The following is a 20,700-nucleotide window of genomic DNA, read 5'->3' on the forward strand; positions in this document are numbered from 1 at the left end:
TTATGCAACAAGTTGCAAAAACTGTGAGGGAGGCGACGTGGGCGCCGGGGCGCCGGCCCGCCCGTCCTCCCGCGCCGCCGGCCGTACCGAATGCGTGACGATGCCCGCACCGTGCGTCGTGTCACAGACAACGCCCCGGAATTTGTGACAACGTCAACTCTTCTCGGCTCCCCCGCCAACTCACCTCAGCGGCGAGGGAGTTGACCTACAAAAACGTGCAGCAACGTGCAAAGACGTGCAATGACGCGCCATGACGTGGACGCCTGCCGCACCCCGGTGCCCGCAGGCGTCGCCACGCCCGCGGAGAGGAACGCATGAGCACCGTGAACAGCATCGGCACCGCGCACGACCCCGCCCCCACCACCGCACGCACCATGACCCTCGACGAGGTGGTCGACACCGGCCGCTACCCCCTGGCGGACCCCGACGGCCCGGAGGCGCGGGCCGTCGTGTCCCGGGCCCGGCAGGAGCTGGACACCCTCGGCTGCACCGTCCTGCCGGACTTCCTCCACCCCGCCCGGCGCGCGCTCCTCCGGACCGAATGCGCCGAGATCGCGCCCCGCGCGCACTTCGACGTCGAATCGGTCAACGTCTACAACATCGCGGTCGACCAGGACCTGCCGCCCGGCCACCCCGGCCGCACGGTCTTCGAGCGCGGCAACGCCTTCGTCGCCCGGGACCGCATCCCGGCCGACGCCCTGATCAGCCGGCTCTACGCGCACCCCGCGTTCCAGCGCTTCGTCGCCCGGTGCTTCCGCCTGCCCCGGCTGTACGAGCTCGCCGACCCGTACTCCGCGCTCGTCCTGAACGTCGTCGAACCGGGCAAGGAACACCCCTGGCACTTCGACACCAACGAGTTCACCGTCAGCATGCTCACCCAGCAGGCCGGGGCCGGCGGCGACTTCGAGTACTGCCCGAACATCCGGTCCGCGCAGGACGAGCGCTTCGACGACGTCCGCGACGTCCTTGCGGGCCGGGGCGAGCGGCTGGTCCACCGCCTTCCGCTCCGCACCGGCGACCTGCAGCTGTTCAAGGGCCGCTACTCGCTGCACCGGGTCAGCCCGGTGCGGGGCGCGACCGCACGCCACTCGGCGATCTTCGCGTACAGCGAGCGCCCCGGCGTCATCGGCAGCGTCGCCCGCACCCGCCAGCTCTTCGGCCGGGTCGACCCGGCACACCTGGCCGCCGAGGGCCGCGCGATACGCGGCGACCAGCTGCTGGACTAGCCCCCGCGCCCCATACCTCGCACACCGCACACCGCACACCGCACACTGAAACGAGACGCACGTGACCAATAGTCAGGGGACCGTACACGTGACCGACAGCCAGGGCGCCGCCCTCCCGCCCACCGCCCAGGGCACCGCCACCACCCCCACCTTCGCCCTGGAGGACACCCTCCCGCGGGTACCGCTGCCCTCCCTGGAGGAGAGCTGCGAGCGGTTCCTCGCCTGGTGCCGGCCCCTGCTGACCCCCGGCCAACTCGCCGAGACCGAGGCCGAGGTGGCCGCCTTCCTCCGGCCCGGCGGCCCCGGCCGGGTGCTGCACGCGGCCCTGGCGGAGTACGACGCCACCGAGGGCGTGCACAGCTGGCTCGACACCTTCTGGCCGTACCGCTACCTCGGCCGCCGCGACCGCATCGCCCTCAACGCCAACTTCTTCTTCCTCTTCCAGGACACCGGGCAGTCACAGCTGGACCGGGCCGCCGGCCTCATCGCCGGCGCCCTCCACTACAAGCACCAACTGGACCGGGAGGCCCTTCCCCCGGTGCTCCAGCGCGGCCGCCCGCAGACCATGGAACAGAACAAGTTCCTGTTCTCCACCACCCGCATCCCCGGCGCGGAACAGGACACCGTCCGCGCCCCTTACACGGACGAGTGGCCCGGCCCGTCCGACGCCCGCCACATCGTGGTCTTCTCCCAGGGCCGCATGTACACCCTCGACGTCCTCGGCCCCGACGGCACCCCGCACACCCTCGACGACCTGAAGGAAGGCCTGCAGGCCGTCCTCAAGGCCGACCCCGGTGCGGAGCCGGACGGCCCGGTCGGCCACCTGACCACCATGGCCCGCGCCGAATGGGCCGCAGCCCGGGCGTCCCTCCAGGCCCTGCACCCCGACAACGCGGCGGCCCTCGACACCGTCGAAACCGCCCTGTTCTGCCTCTGCCTGGAGGACTTCGCCCCGCGGACATCCAGACGGCCTGCGACGAACTCCTCTACGGCGACCGCGGCAACCGCTGGTTCGACAAGGCCCTCTCCTTCATCGTCTTCGCCGACGGCCGCGCCGGCATCAACGTCGAACACTGCGGGCTGGACGGCACCACCATCCTGAGCTTCGTCGACACCCTGCTCGCCACCCCGCCCGAGGACCACTCGCGCCTCTCCGGGGCGCGCCCCCAGGGCGCCCCCACCCCGCACCCCCTCACCTTCCACCTCGACGACGCCCTCCGCGACCGGGTGCGCACCGCCGCCACCGCCTTCGCCCGGTACGGCGCCGACACCGCCACCCGGACCGTCTCCTTCGACGACTTCGGGGCCAACACCGCCAAGTCCCTGGGCGTCTCCCCGGACGCCTTCGTCCAGCTCGCCTACCAACTGGCCCACCAGCGCGCCAAGGGGCACCTGGGCGCCACCTACGAGTCGATCGCCACCCGCCAGTGGCGCCGCGGCCGCACCGAGGCCATGCGCGTGGTCACCCCGGAGATCGTGGACTTCGTCGCCACCCTGGAGGACCCGGCGACCGACCCCGCCACCCGCCGCGCCGCCCTCCACACCGCGGCCCGCGCCCACGTCGCCCGCGCCAAGGAATGCCAGGCCGGCGACGCCCCCGAGCAGCACCTCTGGGAACTCGAACTGATCCAGCGCCGCCGCGGCGCCGACCTCGGCGTCACCGAACAGCCCGCCCTCTACCGCACCCCCGGCTGGCTGATCATGCGCGACGACTACCTCAGCACCAGCTCCGCCCCCTCCACCCACATCCAGTACTTCGGCTTCGGCTCCACCAGCCCCCGCTGCATCGGCGTCGCCTACGTCCTCCTCCCCGACCGCTTCCACCTCTACCTCTCCACCCCCCGCCCCGTGGCCGCCCCGATGCACGCCTTCGCCGACCACCTCCGCGAGGCGGTACAGGAGCTCCGGGAGCTGCTGGCCACCGACCGTCCCACGCCCTGACGCCGACCCCCGCCCCGCCGCCGGCTGCCCGGCGGCGGGGCGGGGGCGGGGTGCCGCTACTTCAACAACCGCGACAACCGGCGGTCGGCCAGCGGCTTGCCCCCGGTCTGGCACGTGGGGCAGTACTGCAACGACGAGTCGCTGAACGACACCGCCCGGACGGTGTCCCCGCAGACCGGACAGGGCTGCCCCGTCCGCCCGTGCACCCGCATCCCCGTCCGCTTCTCCGCCTTGAGGTCCTCCGGCGCCAGCCCCCGGGCCCGTTCGACCGCCTCGCCCAGCGTCGTCCCCACCGCCGCGTACAGCCGCGCCACCTCCTCGTCGGACAGCGCCGCGGCGAGCTTGAACGGCGACATCCGCGCCGCGTGCAGGATCTCGTCCGAATAGGCGTTGCCGATCCCGGCCAGCACGCCCTGGTCCCGCAACACGCCCTTGATCTGCCGCCGTTCGCCCGCGAGCAGCCCGGCGAAGGCCGCCGGCGTGAAGCCGTCACCCAGCGGATCGCGCCCGAGCCGCGCGATCCCGGGCACCTCCTGCGGATCCCGCACGACGTACAGCGCGAGGTGCTTCTGACTGCCGGCCTCTGTCACGTCGAACCCCGTCCCCTCGGGCTCCCGGAGCCGCACCCGCAGCGCCAACGGCCCCTTCCCCGGACGCGGCGGAGCCGCCGGCAGCCGCTCGCTCCACCGCACCCACCCCGCCCGCCCCAGATGCATCACGAGAAACAGCTCCCCGGCCCGGAGCGCGAGGAACTTGCCGTACCGGGCCACGCCCTGGAAAGCCTGCCCCTCCACCGCACCCAGCGGTGGATCGTAGGTCTTCAACGCGGCCACCGACACCAGCTGCGCCCGGTCCACCGCCCGCCCCGCCAGCCGCTCCTCCAGGAACCCCCGCAGCGCCTCGACCTCCGGCAATTCAGGCATATCCCCAGTCTGCCCCGGGGCCGGGCCCCCGGCCACACGGCCCCGTGCCCGGGAAGGGAGGAGGAAGTGTGGAATCCCGTACCGGCGTGCGCACCGTGGATTACCTTGCCTCCGTGGACCAGTTGATCTCATCGGACCCGACGCACATAGGCCCGTACCGCCTGATCGCCCGCCTGGGCGCCGGCGGTATGGGCCTGGTGTACCTGGGCCGTTCCGAGGCCGGGCGGACCGTCGCGGTCAAGGTCGTCCAGGACGAGCACGCACAGCACCCGGAGTTCCGCCGGCGCTTCGCCCGCGAGGTGGCGGCGGCCCGGCGGGTGGGCGGCTCCTGGACGGCGGACGTGCTCGACGCCGACACCGAGGCCGCCGTGCCCTGGGTGGCGACCCAGTACATCCCGGGGCCCGATCTGACCACCGTGGTGGCGGACGACTACGGGCCGCTGCCCGAGAACTCCGTCCGGGTGCTGGCCAACCGCCTCGCCCTCGCCCTGCGGGCGGTGCACGAGGCGGGCCTGATCCACCGGGACCTCAAGCCGTCCAACGTGCTGGTGACGGTGGACGGGCCGCGCGTGATCGACTTCGGTATCGCGCGGGCCATGGACAGCCTCGCCGGGGACAGCCTGCACACCCGCACCGGCATGCTGATCGGATCCCCCGGCTTCATGTCGCCCGAGCAGGTCCGCGGCCTCGAACTCACCCCCGCCAGCGACGTGTTCTGCCTGGGCGCCGTCCTCGTCTACGCCGCCACCGGACGCCTGCTGTTCGGCGCCACGGAGACCGGGCTGAACGCCCACCTCTTCCGGATCGCCGAGGAGGAGCCGGACCTGACCGGCGTACCGGAGCCGCTGCTCGGCCTCGTACGCGAGTGCCTCGACAAGGACCCGGCCAAGCGGCCCGCCCTCCAGCAGGTCGCGGCCCGCGCGGAGCCGGACGCGGACGGGGAGTGGCTGCCGGGCGCGGTGCTGGCCCAACTCGGCCGCCATGCGGCCCGGTTGCTGGACTACGCCCCGGAGACCGTCGCGGGCACACCCGGCGCCGGGCCCGCGGACCCGCGCCTTCCGGCCGGCCCGCCGCAGCCGGCGGTACCCCCGGTGCCCGCGTACTCGCCCACGGCCCCGGCACAGCTCGTCCCCCCGCAGGGCTTCGGACCGCCCCCGGGGCCGGCCCCGTACCCCGGGCCCCCACCGGCCTCCCCGCCGGACCTCCAGGACTCCGCGCCCCCGCACCCCAGACGCTGGTGGGGCCTGGCGGTGGTCGCCCTGGTGCAGCTGTTCCTGCTGCTCGACGCGACGTCCCTGCACATGGCGGTGCCGTCGATCATGGTCGATCTGCACCTGCCCGCCGACAGCCTGAACCTCCTGTTCACCGGCTACGACCTGGCCTTCGCCGGACTGCTGCTGCTCGGCGGGCACCTCGCGGACCTGGTCGGCCGCAAACGGCTGCTGCTCATCGGGCTGGCCGGCTACGCGGCGGCCGCCGCGTTCGGCGGGCTGGCCCCCACGTCCGGCGCGCTGGTCTGCGCCCGCGTCCTCCAGGGCGCCTTCGCCGCACTGCTGTCCCCGGCCGTACTGGCCCTGGTGGCGGCCAACTTCCCCGACCCGAAGGCACGGGGCAGGGCCTTCGGGGTCTACGCCACGATCGTCGCCGGCGGCTCGACCCTGGGTCTGCTCACCGGCCGATGGCTGATCGACACCCTGGAGTGGCGCTGGTGCCTGTTCGCCGACGTCCCCCTCGCCCTGATCGCCGTGATCGGTGCGGCCACCCTGGTGCACGACCGCCCGCTCCGCACCCGTCGCCGCTTCGACGCACCGGGCCTGCTGTTCGGCTCCGGCGGCTTGCTCTGCCTCGTCTACGGCTTCCAGCAGACGGGCCCGCGCGGCTGGACCGACCTCCTGGTGCTGGCCCTGCTCGCGGTCGGCGCCGTCCTGCTCCTGGCCTTCTTCCTGTGGCAGAGCAGGACGCCCGACTCCCTCCTGCCGTCGTACGCCACGCGGAACCCGGGCCGCCTCGGCTCCTTCGTCACCCTGTTCCTGACCGGCGCGGGGACGCTCGCCCTCTTCCCGACCCTGATGGCGTACCTGGAGAACGTCCGCGGCTACTCCCGAGCGCCACCACCACGGCGCTCCTCCCCACGGTGGCCGCGATCCTCATCGGCGCCACCCAGGTCTCCGCCCGCCTGCTGCACCGCGTACCGGCGCGCAACCTGATCGCCCCGGGCCTCCTGCTCACCGCGTGCGGCCTGGTTCTCCTGACCCGCCTGGAGCCCGACAGCGACTACACCGCCGTGGTCCTGCCCGGCATGATCCTCGCCGGCTTCGGCCTCGGCATGGCCCTGATGCCGCTCTACTCCCTCGCCACGGCCGGCATCGCCGCCGCGGACTCCGGCGGTGGCGCGGCCGTGACCGGCACGGCCGACCAGGCGGGCGCGGCACTCGGCACGGCGCTCTTCAGCAGCGTCCTCGCCGCGGGCATCGCGGCCCGGATGGCCGCCGCCCCCGGGCTCCCGCCGGCCCTCGTCGCCGCGGCCCGCAGCGGCCGCGTCATCAGCCCGCAAGCGGCCCCGCCACAACTGGCGGAGACGATCAACACCGCCACGGTGGCCGGCTACACCGACGCCCTGTGGTGGTCCGCCGCCCTCACCCTCCTCGCCGCCCTGACCACCACCCTCCTGATCCGGCCGACCACCTCGACGCCCCCCGGCCTCCCGACCCCGTCCCTCCCCCTGCACGACCGGGGGAGCGCCCACTGACCCGGCCCCCCACACGAAAGGGCCACACACACGAAAGGGCCGCCACCCGCGGGGGTGGCGGCCCTTTCGGCAGACCTCGGGGGATCTTAGATGTCGTAGTAGAGGTGGGAAACTGCTCTGACCTGCAACGACGTGAGGCTTACGGGGAGTCCGGTGCACAAGCGGTGCACATCGCGGGGGAGGAGCGGCGGACCGGTGTTTCGATCGCTCCTCGGCAGCGCATCCAGGAGGGGTCAGCCGACGGCTGGGTCTACCGGGCGGAGCTGTACGAATACGTCGCCACGCCGCCGGTGTCCCGAAGCCCGGTCCTCCAGCACAGCGTCGAGTTGTCGGGTGCCTGGTGGCACAACCTTCACCAGGCCCTGGACCTCCTCTCGCACGTCCCCACCAGCAGGGAGGCGGTCCGTGAGCAGTACATCCACCGCCGCGTCCCGGAGTTCACCGGCATCACCCCTGGCGAGATCGCCTGGACCACCGGACACGGGGACCTCCACTGGGCCAACCTCACCAGCCCTCCGCTGTCCCTCCTCGACTGGGAGGGCTGGGGCGCCGCCCCTGTCGGCTACGACGCCGCCAACCTCTACCTGCACTTCCTCCCCATCCCGGACCTTGCCGAACGGGTCCGCGTGGTCTACTCCGACCTGGCCGACAGCGTGCGGCAGTATCTCGATCACCTCAGCTGAACGTCTGCGGCGCCAGCGCGAGCGGGGCAGAACGTGGTCGACGGGTGACGGTCGCCCGCCGATCTCCTCGACGCGGGCACGTAGCTCTGAGCAATGGGCGCGTCCGGGTCACTGCCCTACATAGGCGAGCCAGCGCCGTAGCAGGGGACACCGATACCGCCGAGTCTGCGCCGGGGCCATTTGCGCGGCCCGCGCCGCCGCTCACCACACGCCTAAGACGTCGGCGTGGCCCGTTCTGTGGTCAGGCGGGCCCGCCAGTCACGGACGTAGTCACGGGAGATGGAGGCCAGGCGGGCTATCTCCGTGTCGTCGCGGCCGTCGGCCCACGCCAGGATCCGGGTCACGGTGCGGTTCCGCGCGGCGCGGAAGTCCTTGAGCATGCCTTCGAGACGTTCGACCTCCTCGCCTTCGTAGACAAGCTGCCGGTCGACGGCGGCCCGTTCGTCGGCGCGCAACCGCTGCAGATAGGCGGACAGGCCCGTCAGGACCAACCCCTCCTCGTGCGCGGCGTTCTGGAAGCGTTCGGTCAGGGCCGCCAGCACGCAGTCCGGCACATCGGCGAGCGTGGCTCCGGGAGGCTTGGCCGCCTCCCAGGTGCCCCTGCCGGCCTCTGTCGTCTCCAGCCAGGTGCGGGCCTCGGTCGGGGAACGGTCGCCGCACGCCTGGGCGCGATAGGCGTACAGGGCGGCGCGGTGGCCGTAGAAGGTGAAACTGTCCTCGATTTGCCGGTCGGCGGCGCGGCACATCCGCCCCGGGACCCCGCCGTAGCCCGAGTCGGGCCGGTAGTCGGCGTAAGCCTCCAGTTCCGCGTCGGTGGCCACTCCCCAGGACGGGTCGCACAGGTCGGGGTTGCTCGCGAGGAACGCGCTGACCTCGACCCGCCACGCGGGGACCGGGCTCATCCGGAGCCTGGGCCAGACGACTGTTCCGGAGGGAGCGAAGGCGTAGGTGGCGGCCTGCTCGATGTCGTCCCAGGCGGTGGCGGCCTCGGCGGACCACTCCAGTTCGCCGGCCGGTCCCGTACGGTGTATCGAGTCCACGAGCCGCTGTACGGCGGGCAGTATGCGCAGCGCGAGCGCATGCAACTCCTCGGCGGTGAAGAAGCGCCAGGAGTAGCCGCGCTGCTCGTCGTGCGCAAGGTGGGTCAACAGGTACACGAGAACGCCGGGGTCCGGCAGCGTCCCGTCGCCGAGTGCGCTGCGCGGGGCACCGGGGAGCTGGCGCTCCAGGTGCTCGCGCGAGGCCCGCCAGTCGACGTCCCCGAACCAGACCGCACCGCTCTGCGCGTCGATGGCCAACCATTGGTGGTATCCCACGCCCGGGCCGTACCGCTCCTCTTGCTGCTCGGCGTCTTCGTCGTGCCAGACGTATTCGGCGGGGGGCGGGTTCAGCTCCACGGCCACGAAGCCGTCCTCCGGGCGGTAGCCGGTGAGGATGCGGGCCGTGATCGGTGCGCTGTCGGCGGCGGTCATGAGGGGTTTCCTCTCGGTGGAACAGCAACCGCCGCAAACCGTAGTGCGCCCGTCGGTCATTAGTTCAATTTTCAGTCATTTATGCCTGGCTCGACACGACAGGCGGCCCCGCCAAAGCCTCGGCGTCACGCGAGGTCTACGCGCGTGCACGTGGTCACCAGGTTGGCCATATTTCACACGGCCTCCACATTTCGCCTCGCTTCACGGGATGCTTTCGCGGCCCGCCCTCGATAGATGTGAAGGCATGTCGGGCGCGTGCGGCCGCATTGGGCGCCGGTCGCCAGGTCGGCAACATCCAGCTAGTTTAATGTTCTACTACTTGCCAGGGGTGCGGCACGTTCCCCACGAATGCGACGTGCTCGACGCCAGCCGCCGCCGACCCGGCGCGACCTTTCACCACCGGCATCTTCTGAAAGGCTCCGACCCTGAACACCGCACTCGCAGAAGCCCTCTCTGTCGCCCTGCTCCTGGCGGTGCTGGCCTGCGCGGTGATCCGGCCGTGGGGCTGGCCGGAAGCGGTCGTGGCCGTCCCTGCCGCCGGAGTGGTCATCGCCACCGGCGCGATCTCCCTCGACCACGCGGCAGCCGAGGCAGTCCGGCTGGGCCCGGTGATCGGCTTCCTCGCGGCCGTCCTGGTCCTGGCCCAGCTCTGCGACGACGAAGGACTGTTCCACGCCTGCGGCGCCTGGATGGCCCGAAGGGCGGCCGGCCGCCCCCGTCGCCTGCTGGCGCTGGTGTTCGTGATCGCCTCGCTGATCACCGCGGTGCTCAGCCTGGACGCCACGGTGGTGCTGCTGACCCCGGTGGTGTTCGCCACCGCTGCCCGACTGGGCGCCCGCGCCAAACCGCACGTGTACGCCTGCACCCACCTCTCCAACACCGCCTCGCTGCTGTTGCCCGTCTCCAACCTCACCAACCTGCTGGCGTTCGCCGCCAGCGGCCTGAGCTTCACCCGCTTCGCCGCCCTGATGGCGCTGCCCTGGCTGGTCGCGATCGGTGCCGAGTACGTCGTCCTCCGCCGCTTCTTCGCCACCGAACTGGACGCCGGCGCCCAGGCCCCGCCCACCGAAGCCCCCCGCGAACTGCCGCTGTTCGCCCTGATCACCGTGGCGTGCACCCTGGCGGGCTTCGTCCTGACCTCGGCGGTCGGCATCAACCCGGCCTGGGCCGCCGCCGCGGGCGCGGCCGTTCTGGCGGCCCGCGCGCTGGCCCGGCGCCGCACCACCCCCACCGCGATCGTCCGGTCCGCGGCCCTGCCGTTCTGCGCCTTCGTCCTGGCCCTGGGCATCGTGGTCCGGGCCGTGGTCGACAACGGACTGGCCGACGCGCTGGGCCACCTGGTACCCGGCGGCACAAGCCTCCCGGCCCTCCTCGCCATCGCGGCCCTGGCGGCCGTACTGGCCAACATCATCAACAACCTGCCCGCCGTCCTGGTCCTGCTCCCCCTGACCGCCCCCACCGGCCCCGGCGCCGTCCTGGCCGTCCTCCTCGGGGTCAACATCGGCCCGAACCTCACCTACGCCGGCTCGCTGGCCACCCTGCTGTGGCGGCGCATCGTGCGCGAACACGACACCGACGTGGCCCTGGGCGAGTTCACCCGACTCGGCCTGCTCGCCGTACCGGCCGCCCTACTGCTCGCCGTGGTGGCACTGTGGACCTCACTCCACACGATCGGAGGCTGAACACCGTGACCGTCATCGTCTGGATCGTCGAGGGCACCTGGCCCGCCTGCGTCGACGCCGCGCGCACCCACACGCCCGCGGACGCCGACACGGTGCTGCTCCACGTCACCGGCCACGAGGTACCGGACGCCGCGCACGGCGCCTACGCCGGACTGCTGGGCCGCGCCCGCCCCGACCGCGACCCCGGCACCGCAGTGGAACACCTGGCCGCCGCCTCCGCCGAACAACTCCTGGCCGGCGCGGCCGCGCGACTGGGACGCCCCTGCACCCGGCAGGAACGCTCCGGCCGAGCCGAACACGAGGTCGTGGCCGCCGCAGAAGGCGCCGACCTGCTCATCCTCGCCCGCGACGGCGACCGCACCCACCTCGGCCCCCGCAGCCTCGCCCCCACCAGCCGCTTCGTCGTCGACCACGCCCCCTGCCCCGTCCTCCTCGTCTGGCCGGAGCCCGCACCCAGCACCGCCACCATCCCCCCACGGCCATCCCACCCCCCACACCACCGCTAGTACGCCGGCCAGCAGAGGACGTCGCCTGAGCTGGTTCTCCTTCTGTTGCTCGGGGCCCCACCGCACGGCGGACCCGATCGGGAGGGTGAGCTGCTTCGCCTTCTCGGCCAGGACGTCGGGCCGACGCTGACCGATGGACACGGCCGTGATCACTGGGGTCGAGCACCACGAACGGCCCTCAGCCTTTCCACCCCTTTTCCCCGACACGTGATCACAACTCCGGACAAGCCCTGCACAGGCTTTGCAGGCTGACTCGTGCTCAGCGCGCGTCAGCGCGTACCCGTGCGACAGCTGCACTGGAGACGATCCCTCGATGGCTGCACCGCTTCCTGACCGTGCCGAGGACTTCCCGGCAGCCTTCCGGGACCGCTACAACAGCGGTGACATCGAGGCGTGCAGGGAGTTGTACGAGACCGACGCGGTGTTCATGCCCGCGCCGGGGAAACCGGTCAGAGGCGAGGGCATCAGGCAGGCGATGGCGGAGTTCCTCGCCCTCGGTGTGCCCATCGCGAACCGGCAGCCGCGCCACATCTACACCGCGGATGACACAACGTTGCTCATCTACGACTGGTTCATCGACGGCACAGGAGCCGACGGCAACCATGTGCGCATCGAGGGAACAGCCACCGACATCGTGCGCCGCGGCCCCGACCGTCGCACCCCGTCGCCAGCAACAAAAGGCCAGGTCAGCGACCTACGGCAGCCGTCGCCGCAGGTCACCGACCCGGCCGATTACCTGGAGACGAAGAAGTCTTCTGAGTTGACGCCAAGCAGCTCATGACGCGAGTGAGGGCCGCCACCTCCTCCCCGGAGACGGCGGCCCTCACTCGCGTATCTGATGGTGGGTCAGGCGCGGAGGCGGTCGGTACACGCCCGGTGCACAAGGACCTGGAAAACAGCTGGGAACAGCGAGCCCTGCCGAGCAGTATTTTCCCAGGTCAAAGCAGGTTTCCGAGCATCAGGCCCAGGCCACCCGACCCCACCCTTTAGATGTCGTAGTAAAGCTCGAACTCGTGCGGGTGCGGCCGGAGCTGGATCGGGGCGATTTCGTTGGTGCGCTTGTAGTCGATCCAGGTCTCGATCAGGTCGGCGGTGAAGACGCCGCCCTGCTGGAGGTACTCGTTGTCCTCTTCGAGGGCGTCGAGGACGGCCGGGAGGGAGGTCGGGACCTGGGGGACGCCCGCGTGCTCCTCGGGGGCGAGCTCGTAGAGGTCCTTGTCGATCGGCTCGGCCGGCTCGATCTTGTTCTTGACGCCGTCCAGGCCCGCCAGGAGGAGGGCGGAGAAGGCGAGGTACGGGTTCGAGGACGGGTCCGGGGCGCGGAACTCGACGCGCTTGGCCTTGGGGTTGGAGCCCGTGATCGGGATGCGCATGGCCGCGGAGCGGTTGCGCTGCGAGTAGACCAGGTTGACCGGGGCCTCGAAACCGGGGACCAGGCGGTGGTAGGAGTTCACCGTCGGGTTCGTGAAGGCGAGGAGCGAGGGGGCGTGCTTGAGGATGCCGCCGATGTAGTAGCGGGCGGTGTCCGAGAGGCCCGCGTAGCCCTGCTCGTCGTAGAAGAGCGGCTCGCCGCCCTGCCACAGAGACTGGTGGACGTGCATGCCGGAGCCGTTGTCACCGAAGATCGGCTTGGGCATGAAGGTCGCGGTCTTGCCGTTGCGCCAGGCGACGTTCTTCACGATGTACTTGAAGAGCATCAGGTCGTCGGCGGCGGCCAGTAGCGTGTTGAACTTGTAGTTGATCTCCGCCTGGCCGGCGGTGCCGACCTCGTGGTGCTGGCGCTCGACCTGCAGGCCGGCCTTGTCCAGCTCCAGGGAGATCTCGGCGCGCAGGTCGGCGAAGTGGTCGACCGGCGGGGCCGGGAAGTAGCCGCCCTTGTAGCGGACCTTGTAACCGCGGTTGTTCTCCTCGGAGCCGGTGTTCCAGGCGCCGGCCTCGGAGTCGATGTGGTAGAAGGATTCGTTCGACTTGGTCTCGAAACGGACGTTGTCGAAGACGTAGAACTCCGCCTCCGGACCGAAGAACGCGGTGTCCGCGATGCCCGTCGAGGCGAGGTAGGCCTCGGCCTTCTTGGCGATGTTGCGCGGGTCACGGCTGTACTGCTCGCCGGTGATCGGGTCGTGGATGAAGAAGTTGATGTTGACCGTCTTGTCCCGGCGGAACGGGTCCACGCGGGCGGTCGACAGGTCGGCGCGCAGAGCCATGTCGGACTCGTGAATGGCCTGGAAGCCGCGGATCGAGGAGCCGTCGAAGGCGAGTTCCTCGGCCGGGTCGAAAGCCTTCGCCGGGATCGTGAAGTGCTGCATCACACCGGGCAGGTCGCAGAAGCGGACATCGATGAACTTGACGTCCTCGTCCGCGATGAACTTCTTGGCCTCGTCGGCGTTCTGGAACATCCAACTCCTCCTAGCCCGGTCACCGGTCGGCGGACGCGGGATTGCTACTCGGAACGCGACCAGTGCGGTGGCGCGCTCGCCCGACCATAGGCAGGCGGGATTTCTCAAGCATGACCCATTTGTTTCGCCGAGGTTAACCGCCGCGCGGTCCCTTTTACCCCCCAGTGTGCGCCAAAGACGCGGATTGCGTACGGGGTGGTGAGGCCGGGTTTCCGCTGCTGCCACCGGCTCGCTGCCTGCGCGGATACCGGCCCTCGCGGAAGGGAACGTATGCGGTCGCAGTACCGTGGACGGGTGGACAACAGGCAAGCAATCGGATCGTGGATCTCCGGGCCCCGCGCGGCAGCCGAGGACATGGGCGTCGAATTCGGATACCGCGGCCAGCGGCTCGGGCTGCCGGAGGAGGGTCCGGGGGCGCTCGCCCGCCCCGGGCGCCGGTTCGCCGCACTCTTCATCGACTGGGCGCTGTGCCTGCTGATCGCCTACGGACTGCTCAGCGGCGGCCGGGCGCAGTCGGCGAGCAACTGGGCACTGGTGGTCTTCGCGGTGCTCAGCGTGCTGACGGTCGGCACGGTCGGCTTCACGCCGGGCAAGCGGCTGCTGGGCCTGCGGGTGGTCGCCGAGGGCGGCGGCCGGATCTCGCTGCCGCGCGTGGTGCTGCGGACCCTGCTGCTCGTCCTCGTCATCCCCGCCGTCGTCTGGGACCGGGACGGCCGCGGGCTGCACGACCGGGTGGCGCGGGCCGTCCAGGTCCGGATCTAGTCGCCCGGATCGCCTGACCAACGGGTGATGACCAACGGGTGATGACCAACGGGTGATGACCAACGGGTGGGGCCCGGGACCGTCGCGGTCCCGGGCCCCACCCGTGTCGGATCGGGGTCGGTGCTCAGCGCGCCTTGCCGCCGCCCTTGGGCATCCGCATGCCCTTCGGCATCGGACCCTTCGGTACGGGCATGTTGCTCATCAGGTCGCCCAGCGCACGCAGCCGGTCGTTGACCGCGGTGACCTGGGCACCGGGGAGGACCCGGGGCAGCTTCAGCAGGGTCGTACGGAGCTTCTTCAGCGGGACCTGGCCCTCGCCGTCGCCCACCACGATGTCGTGCACCGGGGCGTCGGCGACGGTGCGCGCCATCCGCTTCTTCTCGGCGGCCAGCAGGCCGCGCAGACGGTTCGGGTTGCCCTCGCCGACCAGCACGATGCCGGCCTTGCCGACCGCGCGGTGCACGACGTCCTGGTTGCGGTTCATGGCCACCGCGGGGGTGACCGTCCAGCCGCGCCCGACGTTGTCCAGTACCGCGGCCGCCGCACCGGGCTGGCCTTCCATCTGCCCGAAGGCCGCGCGCTCGGCACGACGTCCGAAGATGATCGCCATCGCCAGGAAGGCCAGGACGAAGCCCAGGATTCCGGCGTAGACGGGGTGGCCGATCGCGAAGCCGATGGCAAGGAGGACGCCGAATACGACGATGCCTACGCCAGCGACGACAAGACCGACCTTGGAGTCGACCCGACGGGTCATCTTGTAGGTCAGGGCGATCTGCTTCAGCCGCCCGGGGTTCTCAGCGCCGGCAGCGCCGTTGGAGTGTGCCTTCCTCGCCATACAGCGAAGTTTACGTGGCGTGCGGGCGACGGGTCGCCGCGGCCTCCAGTACGTACGCCGCCTCGTGGCGGTCCTTGGCCCGGCGGCGGTCCTCCAGGACCGACGTCCAGGCGTTGCGGCGGGCGGTGCGCTGGCCGCCGCGCATCAGGACGGCCTCGACGGCACGCAGAGCGCCGGTGACGGAGGGAAGGGGGCGGGCGGGGTGGCGCGGAGCGGCGCGGCCTGCATGGTCAGTGACTCCCTCTGAGCTGTTCGGAGAAGCTGGAGTGGTGTGGGAGCGGTGCGTGCATCCATCGTCACTCAACGGTGTTACCAACGGATGACCTGCCGGTCAAACACCAATGAAACGTTGACGCGGCCCGCCACGCCCCCTGTCCTGAGGGGAGTGCGGGCCGCGTGGTTCCAGCATGTGCCACATTTCACAAGACGGCGCGCCGGGGAGAGCCGGCCGGGTTCAGACCGCCTGACTGGACGCCTCGACCTCGCGCCGCTCGATGGCCTGCTGGTAAAGACGGCCGGCGCGGTACGAGGAGCGGACCAGCGGGCCGGACATGACGCCCGCGTACCCGATCTCCTCGGCCTCCTCCTTGAGCTCCACGAACTCGGCCGGCTTGACCCACCGCTCGATGGGGTGGTGGCGCACGGTCGGGCGCAGGTACTGGGTGATCGTGATCAGCTCGCAGCCCGCGTCGTACAGGTCCTGGAGCGCCTGGCTGATCTCCTCGCGCTCCTCGCCCATGCCCAGGATCAGGTTGGACTTGGTGACCAGGCCGGCCTCGCGGGCCTTGGTGATCACCTCCAGCGACCGCTCGTAGCGGAAGCCGGGGCGGATCCGCTTGAAGATCCGCGGGACCGTCTCGACGTTGTGGGCCAGCACCTCCGGGCGGGAGGAGAAGACCTCGGCGAGCTGTTCGGGGACCGCGTTGAAGTCCGGGATCAGCAGCTCGACGCCGGTGCCGGGCATCGCGGCGTGGATCTGCCGGACGGTCTCGGCGTACAGCCAGGCGCCGCCGTCCTCCAGGTCGTCGCGCGCGACGCCGGTGATCGTGGCGTACTTCAGGCCCATGGTCTGCACGGACTCGGCGACCCGGCGCGGCTCGTCGCGGTCCAGCGCCTGCGGCTTGCCGGTGTCGATCTGGCAGAAGTCGCAGCGGCGGGTGCACTGGTCACCGCCGATGAGGAACGTCGCCTCGCGGTCCTCCCAGCACTCGTAGATGTTGGGGCAGCCCGCCTCCTGGCAGACCGTGTGCAGACCCTCGCTCTTGACCAGGCCCTGGAGGTGGTTGTACTCGGGACCCATTTTCGCCCGGGTCTTGATCCACTCGGGCTTGCGCTCGATGGGGGTCTGGCTGTTCCGGACCTCCAGGCGCAACATCTTGCGTCCGTCGGGTGCGACTGCGGACACGACCGGCTCCCTACAACTTCGTTTCTTCGGCGCACACCAGGGTACGCCCGATAATTCGCACGTCTTTACGTGCATGGCAACCCCGGGTCGCAGGGTCGCATTCCCGCGCTGCCGGGGCGGTCGTACCGCCCCGCACCGCCGGGCGGTCAGACCGCCCGGGGCAGCAGCTCGGCGTTCTCCAGGACGTCGCGCAGATGCTTCTCCACGACGGGCAGCACCTCGGCGATGGTGATCTCCCGGCCCAGCTCACCGGCGAGCGAGGCCACCCCCGCGTCCCGGATGCCGCACGGCACGATCTTGTCGAACGAGGTGTTGTCCGGGTTCACGTTCAGCGCGAAGCCGTGCATCGTGACGCCCTTGGCGACGCGGATGCCGATCGCGGCGAGCTTGCGGTCCTCCCGGCGCTGGCCGGCGTTGGACGGCGCGTACTCCGGGCCGTTCAGCCGCGGGTCGAACAGCTCGTCCGCCAGCCGCGGGTCGAAGTCCAGGTTCAGCCCGCCCAGGGCCGGCCGGTCCTCCACCGGGTCGCCCAGCACCCACACCCCGCTGCGGCCCTCGACCCGGCTGCCCTCGACGCCGAAGTCGGCGCAGGCCCGGATCAGCGCTTCTTCCAGGCGGCGCACATGGGCGACGACGTCCACCGGGCGCGGCAGCTTCTGGATGGGGTAGCCGACCAGCTGGCCGGGGCCGTGCCAGGTGATCTTCCCACCGCGGTCCACGTCGACGACCGGGGTCCCGTCCAGGGGGCGCTCGTCGTCGGACGTGCGCCGGCCCGCGGTGTAGACGGGCAGGTGCTCCAGCAGCAGGCAGGTGTCGGGCACCTCGTCCGCGAACCGGGCCGCGTGGATCCGGCGCTGCTCCTGCCAGGCCGACTCGTAGTCGACCGCGTCGGCCCCGAAGCCCAGGTGGACAAAGCGCATCCCCTCGGGTGCGGGGGTCTCCCCCCGAGAGATCGCAGTCACGGCAGCTCCCATCCGAACCTCTGTTGCACTGTGCGGCAACGTTGATGCCTTTCGATGCGTTCGCGCCCCCAGCAACTGTACGGCGGCCGGATCCGGTCCCCGCAGGCGGCCGGTGTGCCCGCCAGCAACCGCAGCCCCGCCCCTGCTCACACGATCGGATGAACGCGGGACGCAGGCCGCGAGAACGGCACCGAAGGCCGTTACATTCACGCCGTTCCACGAGGGCGATGAGCATGCCGGACGGGTCGGCCCAAACCGGCCGCCCGGCCCAGCAGGCAGGAGACCGGTAAAGCTGATGACCGACCGACCCGCACACACTCCCAACCGACAGCTCGCCGCACTCATCGCCGAGGCGGGCTTCTCCAACGCCGGTCTGGCCAGACGGGTCGACCAACTCGGCATCGAGCACGGCCTCGACCTCCGCTACGACAAGACCTCGGTCACCCGCTGGCTGCGCGGCCAGCAGCCCCGGGCACCACCCCCGCGCTGATCGCGGAGGTGTTCACCCGCCGGCTGGGGCGCCGGCTGTCCGCCCAGGACCTCGGCCTGGACGCCTGTGCGCCGGTGTACGCCGGGCTGGAGTTCGCCGCGAGCCCCAGCGAGGCGGTGGACATCGTCAGCGGGCTGTGGCGCAAGGACTCCGGCAGCCATGCCGAGCTCCGCAAGATCGCCTTCACCCCGGCCGGGCTCGTGGTGCCCAGCCGCGACTGGCTGATCGGGCGGCCCGACGACCGGGTGGCCCGCGGCGAGCCGGTCACCGGCGAGGGCGCGGCCGCGGTCGCGGGCGAGAGCACGGCCCGGGTCCCCGTCCAGGGCGGCCGGCCCGCGGTGCCCCGGCAGCGCCGGACCGCCGACCGGGTCGACCGCACCCAGGGCTCCAAGGTCACCTCCGGCGACATCGCCGCCCTGCGCTCGGTCGGCGAGCTGTTCCGGGCGCTGGACCACGCCTACGGCGGCGGCCACGCCCGGCAGGCCCTGGTGCGCTATCTGGAGCACGAGGCCGAGCCGATGCTGCGCGGCACCTACGGCGAGGCCACCGGTCGCAGGCTGTTCGCGTCGGTGGCCGATCTGACCCGGCTCGCGGGCTGGACCTCGTACGACATCGCCGCGCACGGCCTGGCGCAGCGGTACTTCGTCCAGGCCCTGCGGCTGGCCCAGGCGGCCGGCGACCGGGCGTACGGCTCCTACGTCCTGGTGACGATGAGCCGGCAGGCCGTCTATCTGGGGCACGGCAGGGAGGCCGTCCAGCTGGCGCGCGTCGCCCAGCAGGGGATCGGCAGCGGTGCGCCGCCCGCCGTCCAGGCGCTGCTGCACTCCGCGGAGGCCCGCGGGCACGGCGTGCTGGGCGAGGTCCGGGCCTGCACGGCGGCGCTGGCCCGCGCGGAGCGGGCGCTGGAGACCTCCCGTCCCGGGGATGACACCCCGTACTGGGCCCGTTTCTTCGACGAGGCCCAGCTCGCCGACGAACTGGCGCACTGCCACCGCGATCTCCAGCAGTACCGCGCGGCGTCCCAGCACGCCGAGCGCTCCCTGCAGCTGCGCGCCGCCGGGTTCGCCCGCAGCCGGCTGTTCTGCCGGGTGGTGCTGGCGACCGCGCGGCTGGGCCTGGGCGAGCTGGAGCAGGCCTGCACGCTCGGCGCGGAGGCGGCGCTCCAGGCGTCCGAGATGCGGTCGGTGCGCGCCCATGAGTACGTCAGGGAGTTCGAGCGCCGCCTGGAGCCGTACCGGGACGCGGCGCCGGTGCGCGGCTACCGCGAGCGGGTCGCCGCGCTGGGCTGAGGAGCCGCGTGGGGGAGCCGGGCCGGGCGGTGTGCCGGGCCCGGCCGGCCCCGGTGGTCAGGCCGCCGGACGCAGGGCGTCCGGTTCCGCGGTGAGGGCCGGCAGCCCGAAGTCCGTCAACAGGGCGCGGGCCGCCCGCCGGCCCGAGTTCAGCGCGCCCTGGAGCGTGCCGGCATCGCGGTGGTCGCCGCAGACGTAGAGCCCGGACAGCACCCGTACCGGCCGCTGCGGATCGTGCGGGGCCGGCATCGCCGGGACGGCGTACGGGTCGTGATGGCCGGTCAGCAGTTCCCAGTCGTCGGTGTGCGCCCCGTAGAGCCGGTCCAGCTGGGGCCGGACGGTCTTGTCGAGGACGGACAGCGGCAGCGCCGCCGCGGCGCCGAGCACGGTCGTGGTGATCAGCGGCCGCCCGGGCGGCGTACGGGACGGGTCGACCGCCCCGGCGCGGAAGGTGCAGGCGACCGGCCCGTCCACCGGCAGGATCGCCGCGGTGGCCTCCCGGGCCGGTCCGCCGCGGCCGCCCGCACCGGCCGGGGCCGTGTGGTGCAGCACCGTCACCGGGTGGAAGGCGGGCACCCGCAGGCCCGGCAGCAGTTCGGCGGCGTCCCGCGCACCGGTGGCCAGCAGGACCGCCCGGCAGGGGATCCGGCCGTGCTCGGCGGTGCTGACGCCCGTGGTGGAGACCGAGGTGACCTGGACGGACGTGCGGACCGTGCCGGGCGGCAGGCCGGCCGCGAGCAGGTCGGGGACGGCCGAGGCGCCGCCGGCCGGCAGCCACAGCCGGCCGGCCTCCGCGTAGCCGCGCAGCGCGATCGCGGCCCCCCGGCTGGAGCCGCGCAGCCGCGGATCGCAGAGCAGCATGCCGAGCAGCGGCCGCAGGAAGACGTCCGGGGCGCGGGGCGGGAAGGTGGGCCGGGTCGCCAGGGCGTCCTGGATCGGGCGGTCGGCGCGTGCGAGGGCGCGCGCCGCGGAGAGTGCGCCCCTTGTGCTCCGGGAGCCGCCGATGTGCTGCGCCCGCTGGCCGTTGTGGACGCTCAGCACCGGGCCGAACGGACGGAGCGTCAGATCTCCGAGGCCCGGCGTGCGGCGCAGTTCGGCGGCGGAGACGGCCAGCGGCCGGCCGCAGCGGTCCAGCCGGAAGCCGTCGAGCCGGTCGGTGACGGAGCGGCCGCCGATCCGCGCCGCGGCCTCCAGGACCGTGACCGACACCCCGGCGCCGGTCAGGTGGCGGGCGGCGGCCAGACCGGCCGGGCCGGCCCCACGATGACGACGTCCACGGTCGATGCGGTACGCAGCACATGGCCTCCCGAGGTCGGTCCCAGCGGCGGGTGCACGCATTGTCATGCCCTCTGAGGCCGCGGGGAATGCCGAGTGGTGTG

Annotated in this window: 15 protein-coding genes and 3 pseudogenes; 10 read left to right on the forward strand and 8 right to left on the reverse strand. The window is 72.1% G+C overall.

Annotated elements, in window-relative coordinates:
- Positions 1–314 precede the first annotated feature (314 nt).
- Together OJ254_RS17075 and OJ254_RS17080 are read left to right on the forward strand one after the other, a co-directional pair.
- Positions 315–1,226, forward strand: coding sequence for a HalD/BesD family halogenase (locus OJ254_RS17075; RefSeq protein ID WP_265363023.1), 912 nt, complete (start codon positions 315–317; stop codon positions 1,224–1,226).
- An 88-nt stretch (positions 1,227–1,314) separates the two neighbouring features.
- Positions 1,315–3,167 (forward strand): annotated as a pseudogene (locus OJ254_RS17080) (choline/carnitine O-acyltransferase).
- Between the two features lie 56 nt (positions 3,168–3,223).
- Here the strand turns inward: OJ254_RS17080 and OJ254_RS17085 are convergent.
- Positions 3,224–4,090 carry an Fpg/Nei family DNA glycosylase gene (locus OJ254_RS17085; RefSeq protein WP_265363024.1) on the reverse strand — a complete coding sequence of 289 codons (867 nt, stop codon included), beginning with the start codon at positions 4,088–4,090 and terminating at the stop codon, positions 3,224–3,226.
- A 113-nt stretch (positions 4,091–4,203) separates the two neighbouring features.
- On the opposite strand from OJ254_RS17085, the gene OJ254_RS17090 reads away from it, so the two are divergent.
- The 3 genes from OJ254_RS17090 (at position 4,204) to OJ254_RS17100 (ending at position 7,522) form a co-directional block, all read left to right on the forward strand.
- The gene (locus OJ254_RS17090) at positions 4,204–6,297 is read left to right on the forward strand and encodes a bifunctional serine/threonine protein kinase/MFS transporter (protein WP_265363025.1); all 2,094 of its coding nucleotides are present in this window, start codon (positions 4,204–4,206) and stop codon (positions 6,295–6,297) included.
- On the forward strand, positions 6,225–6,839 hold the full coding sequence (locus OJ254_RS17095; protein ID WP_265363026.1) for an MFS transporter: 615 nt from the start codon (positions 6,225–6,227) through the stop codon (positions 6,837–6,839). The genes OJ254_RS17090 and OJ254_RS17095 overlap by 73 nt, the downstream gene beginning before the upstream one ends.
- A gap of 164 nt (positions 6,840–7,003) precedes the next feature.
- Entirely contained in the window at positions 7,004–7,522 is a 519-nt protein-coding gene (locus OJ254_RS17100; protein WP_265363027.1) for a hypothetical protein, read from the forward strand.
- 212 nt (positions 7,523–7,734) lie between these two features.
- Here OJ254_RS17100 and OJ254_RS17105 read toward each other — a convergent pair whose 3' ends face one another.
- The gene (locus OJ254_RS17105; RefSeq protein ID WP_265363028.1) at positions 7,735–8,994 is read right to left on the reverse strand and encodes a hypothetical protein; all 1,260 of its coding nucleotides are present in this window, start codon (positions 8,992–8,994) and stop codon (positions 7,735–7,737) included.
- 425 nt (positions 8,995–9,419) lie between these two features.
- Here OJ254_RS17105 and OJ254_RS17110 point away from each other — a divergent pair, with 425 nt between their 5' ends.
- From OJ254_RS17110 to OJ254_RS17120, 3 genes are all read left to right on the forward strand, one after another.
- Complete coding sequence (locus OJ254_RS17110; RefSeq protein ID WP_265365198.1) at positions 9,420–10,676, forward strand: SLC13 family permease; 1,257 nt, start codon at positions 9,420–9,422, stop codon at positions 10,674–10,676.
- A 5-nt stretch (positions 10,677–10,681) separates the two neighbouring features.
- Positions 10,682–11,182, forward strand: a complete 501-nt coding sequence (locus OJ254_RS17115; RefSeq protein ID WP_265363029.1) for a universal stress protein — start codon at positions 10,682–10,684, stop codon at positions 11,180–11,182.
- A 313-nt stretch (positions 11,183–11,495) separates the two neighbouring features.
- Positions 11,496–11,963, forward strand: coding sequence for a YybH family protein (locus tag OJ254_RS17120; RefSeq protein ID WP_265363030.1), 468 nt, complete (start codon positions 11,496–11,498; stop codon positions 11,961–11,963).
- Positions 11,964–12,168: 205 nt separating this feature from the next.
- On the opposite strand, the gene glnA is transcribed toward OJ254_RS17120, so the two are convergent.
- Positions 12,169–13,578, reverse strand: coding sequence for a type I glutamate--ammonia ligase (gene glnA, locus OJ254_RS17125; RefSeq protein ID WP_261951915.1), 1,410 nt, complete (start codon positions 13,576–13,578; stop codon positions 12,169–12,171).
- Between the two features lie 294 nt (positions 13,579–13,872).
- Between glnA and OJ254_RS17130 the strand changes: the two genes are divergently transcribed.
- Positions 13,873–14,340 carry an RDD family protein gene (locus OJ254_RS17130; protein ID WP_265363031.1) on the forward strand — a complete coding sequence of 156 codons (468 nt, stop codon included), beginning with the start codon at positions 13,873–13,875 and terminating at the stop codon, positions 14,338–14,340.
- 124 nt (positions 14,341–14,464) lie between these two features.
- Here the strand turns inward: OJ254_RS17130 and OJ254_RS17135 are convergent, their stop codons facing one another.
- From OJ254_RS17135 to lipB, 4 genes are all read right to left on the reverse strand, one after another.
- A complete protein-coding gene (locus OJ254_RS17135; protein ID WP_261951917.1) occupies positions 14,465–15,175 on the reverse strand; it encodes a DUF4191 domain-containing protein in 711 nt (236 codons plus the stop codon).
- Positions 15,176–15,185: 10 nt separating this feature from the next.
- The gene (locus tag OJ254_RS31880; protein WP_481004901.1) at positions 15,186–15,491 is read right to left on the reverse strand and encodes an SCO2195 family GlnR-regulated protein; all 306 of its coding nucleotides are present in this window, start codon (positions 15,489–15,491) and stop codon (positions 15,186–15,188) included.
- 138 nt (positions 15,492–15,629) lie between these two features.
- A complete protein-coding gene (gene lipA, locus OJ254_RS17145; RefSeq protein WP_265363032.1) occupies positions 15,630–16,580 on the reverse strand; it encodes a lipoyl synthase in 951 nt (316 codons plus the stop codon).
- 146 nt (positions 16,581–16,726) lie between these two features.
- Positions 16,727–17,500: a lipoyl(octanoyl) transferase LipB gene (gene lipB, locus OJ254_RS17150; protein ID WP_265363033.1), complete on the reverse strand. Its 774-nt coding sequence runs from the start codon at positions 17,498–17,500 to the stop codon at positions 16,727–16,729.
- A 337-nt stretch (positions 17,501–17,837) separates the two neighbouring features.
- Here lipB and OJ254_RS17155 point away from each other — a divergent pair.
- Positions 17,838–19,321: pseudogene (locus OJ254_RS17155) on the forward strand (NsdA family TPR-like regulatory protein).
- 57 nt (positions 19,322–19,378) lie between these two features.
- On the opposite strand, the pseudogene OJ254_RS17160 reads toward OJ254_RS17155, so the two are convergent.
- A pseudogene (locus OJ254_RS17160) lies at positions 19,379–20,619 on the reverse strand (FAD-dependent oxidoreductase).
- Positions 20,620–20,700 lie beyond the last annotated feature (81 nt).

The sequence above is a fragment of the Streptomyces endophytica genome (assembly GCF_026153355.1).
Classification (GTDB): domain Bacteria; phylum Actinomycetota; class Actinomycetes; order Streptomycetales; family Streptomycetaceae; genus Streptomyces; species Streptomyces endophytica.

Bases quoted from the DNA above. Each gene is read 5' to 3' on its own strand.
- OJ254_RS17075 (WP_265363023.1), top strand. From the start codon at position 315: ATGAGCACCGTGAACAGCATCGGCACCGCGCACGACCCCGCCCCCACC.
- OJ254_RS17085 (WP_265363024.1), bottom strand. From the start codon at position 4,090: ATGCCTGAATTGCCGGAGGTCGAGGCGCTGCGGGGGTTCCTGGAGGAG.
- OJ254_RS17105 (WP_265363028.1), bottom strand. From the start codon at position 8,994: ATGACCGCCGCCGACAGCGCACCGATCACGGCCCGCATCCTCACCGGC.
- OJ254_RS17120 (WP_265363030.1), top strand. From the start codon at position 11,496: ATGGCTGCACCGCTTCCTGACCGTGCCGAGGACTTCCCGGCAGCCTTC.
- glnA (WP_261951915.1), bottom strand. From the start codon at position 13,578: ATGTTCCAGAACGCCGACGAGGCCAAGAAGTTCATCGCGGACGAGGAC.
- OJ254_RS17135 (WP_261951917.1), bottom strand. From the start codon at position 15,175: ATGGCGAGGAAGGCACACTCCAACGGCGCTGCCGGCGCTGAGAACCCC.
- lipB (WP_265363033.1), bottom strand. From the start codon at position 17,500: ATGCGCTTTGTCCACCTGGGCTTCGGGGCCGACGCGGTCGACTACGAG.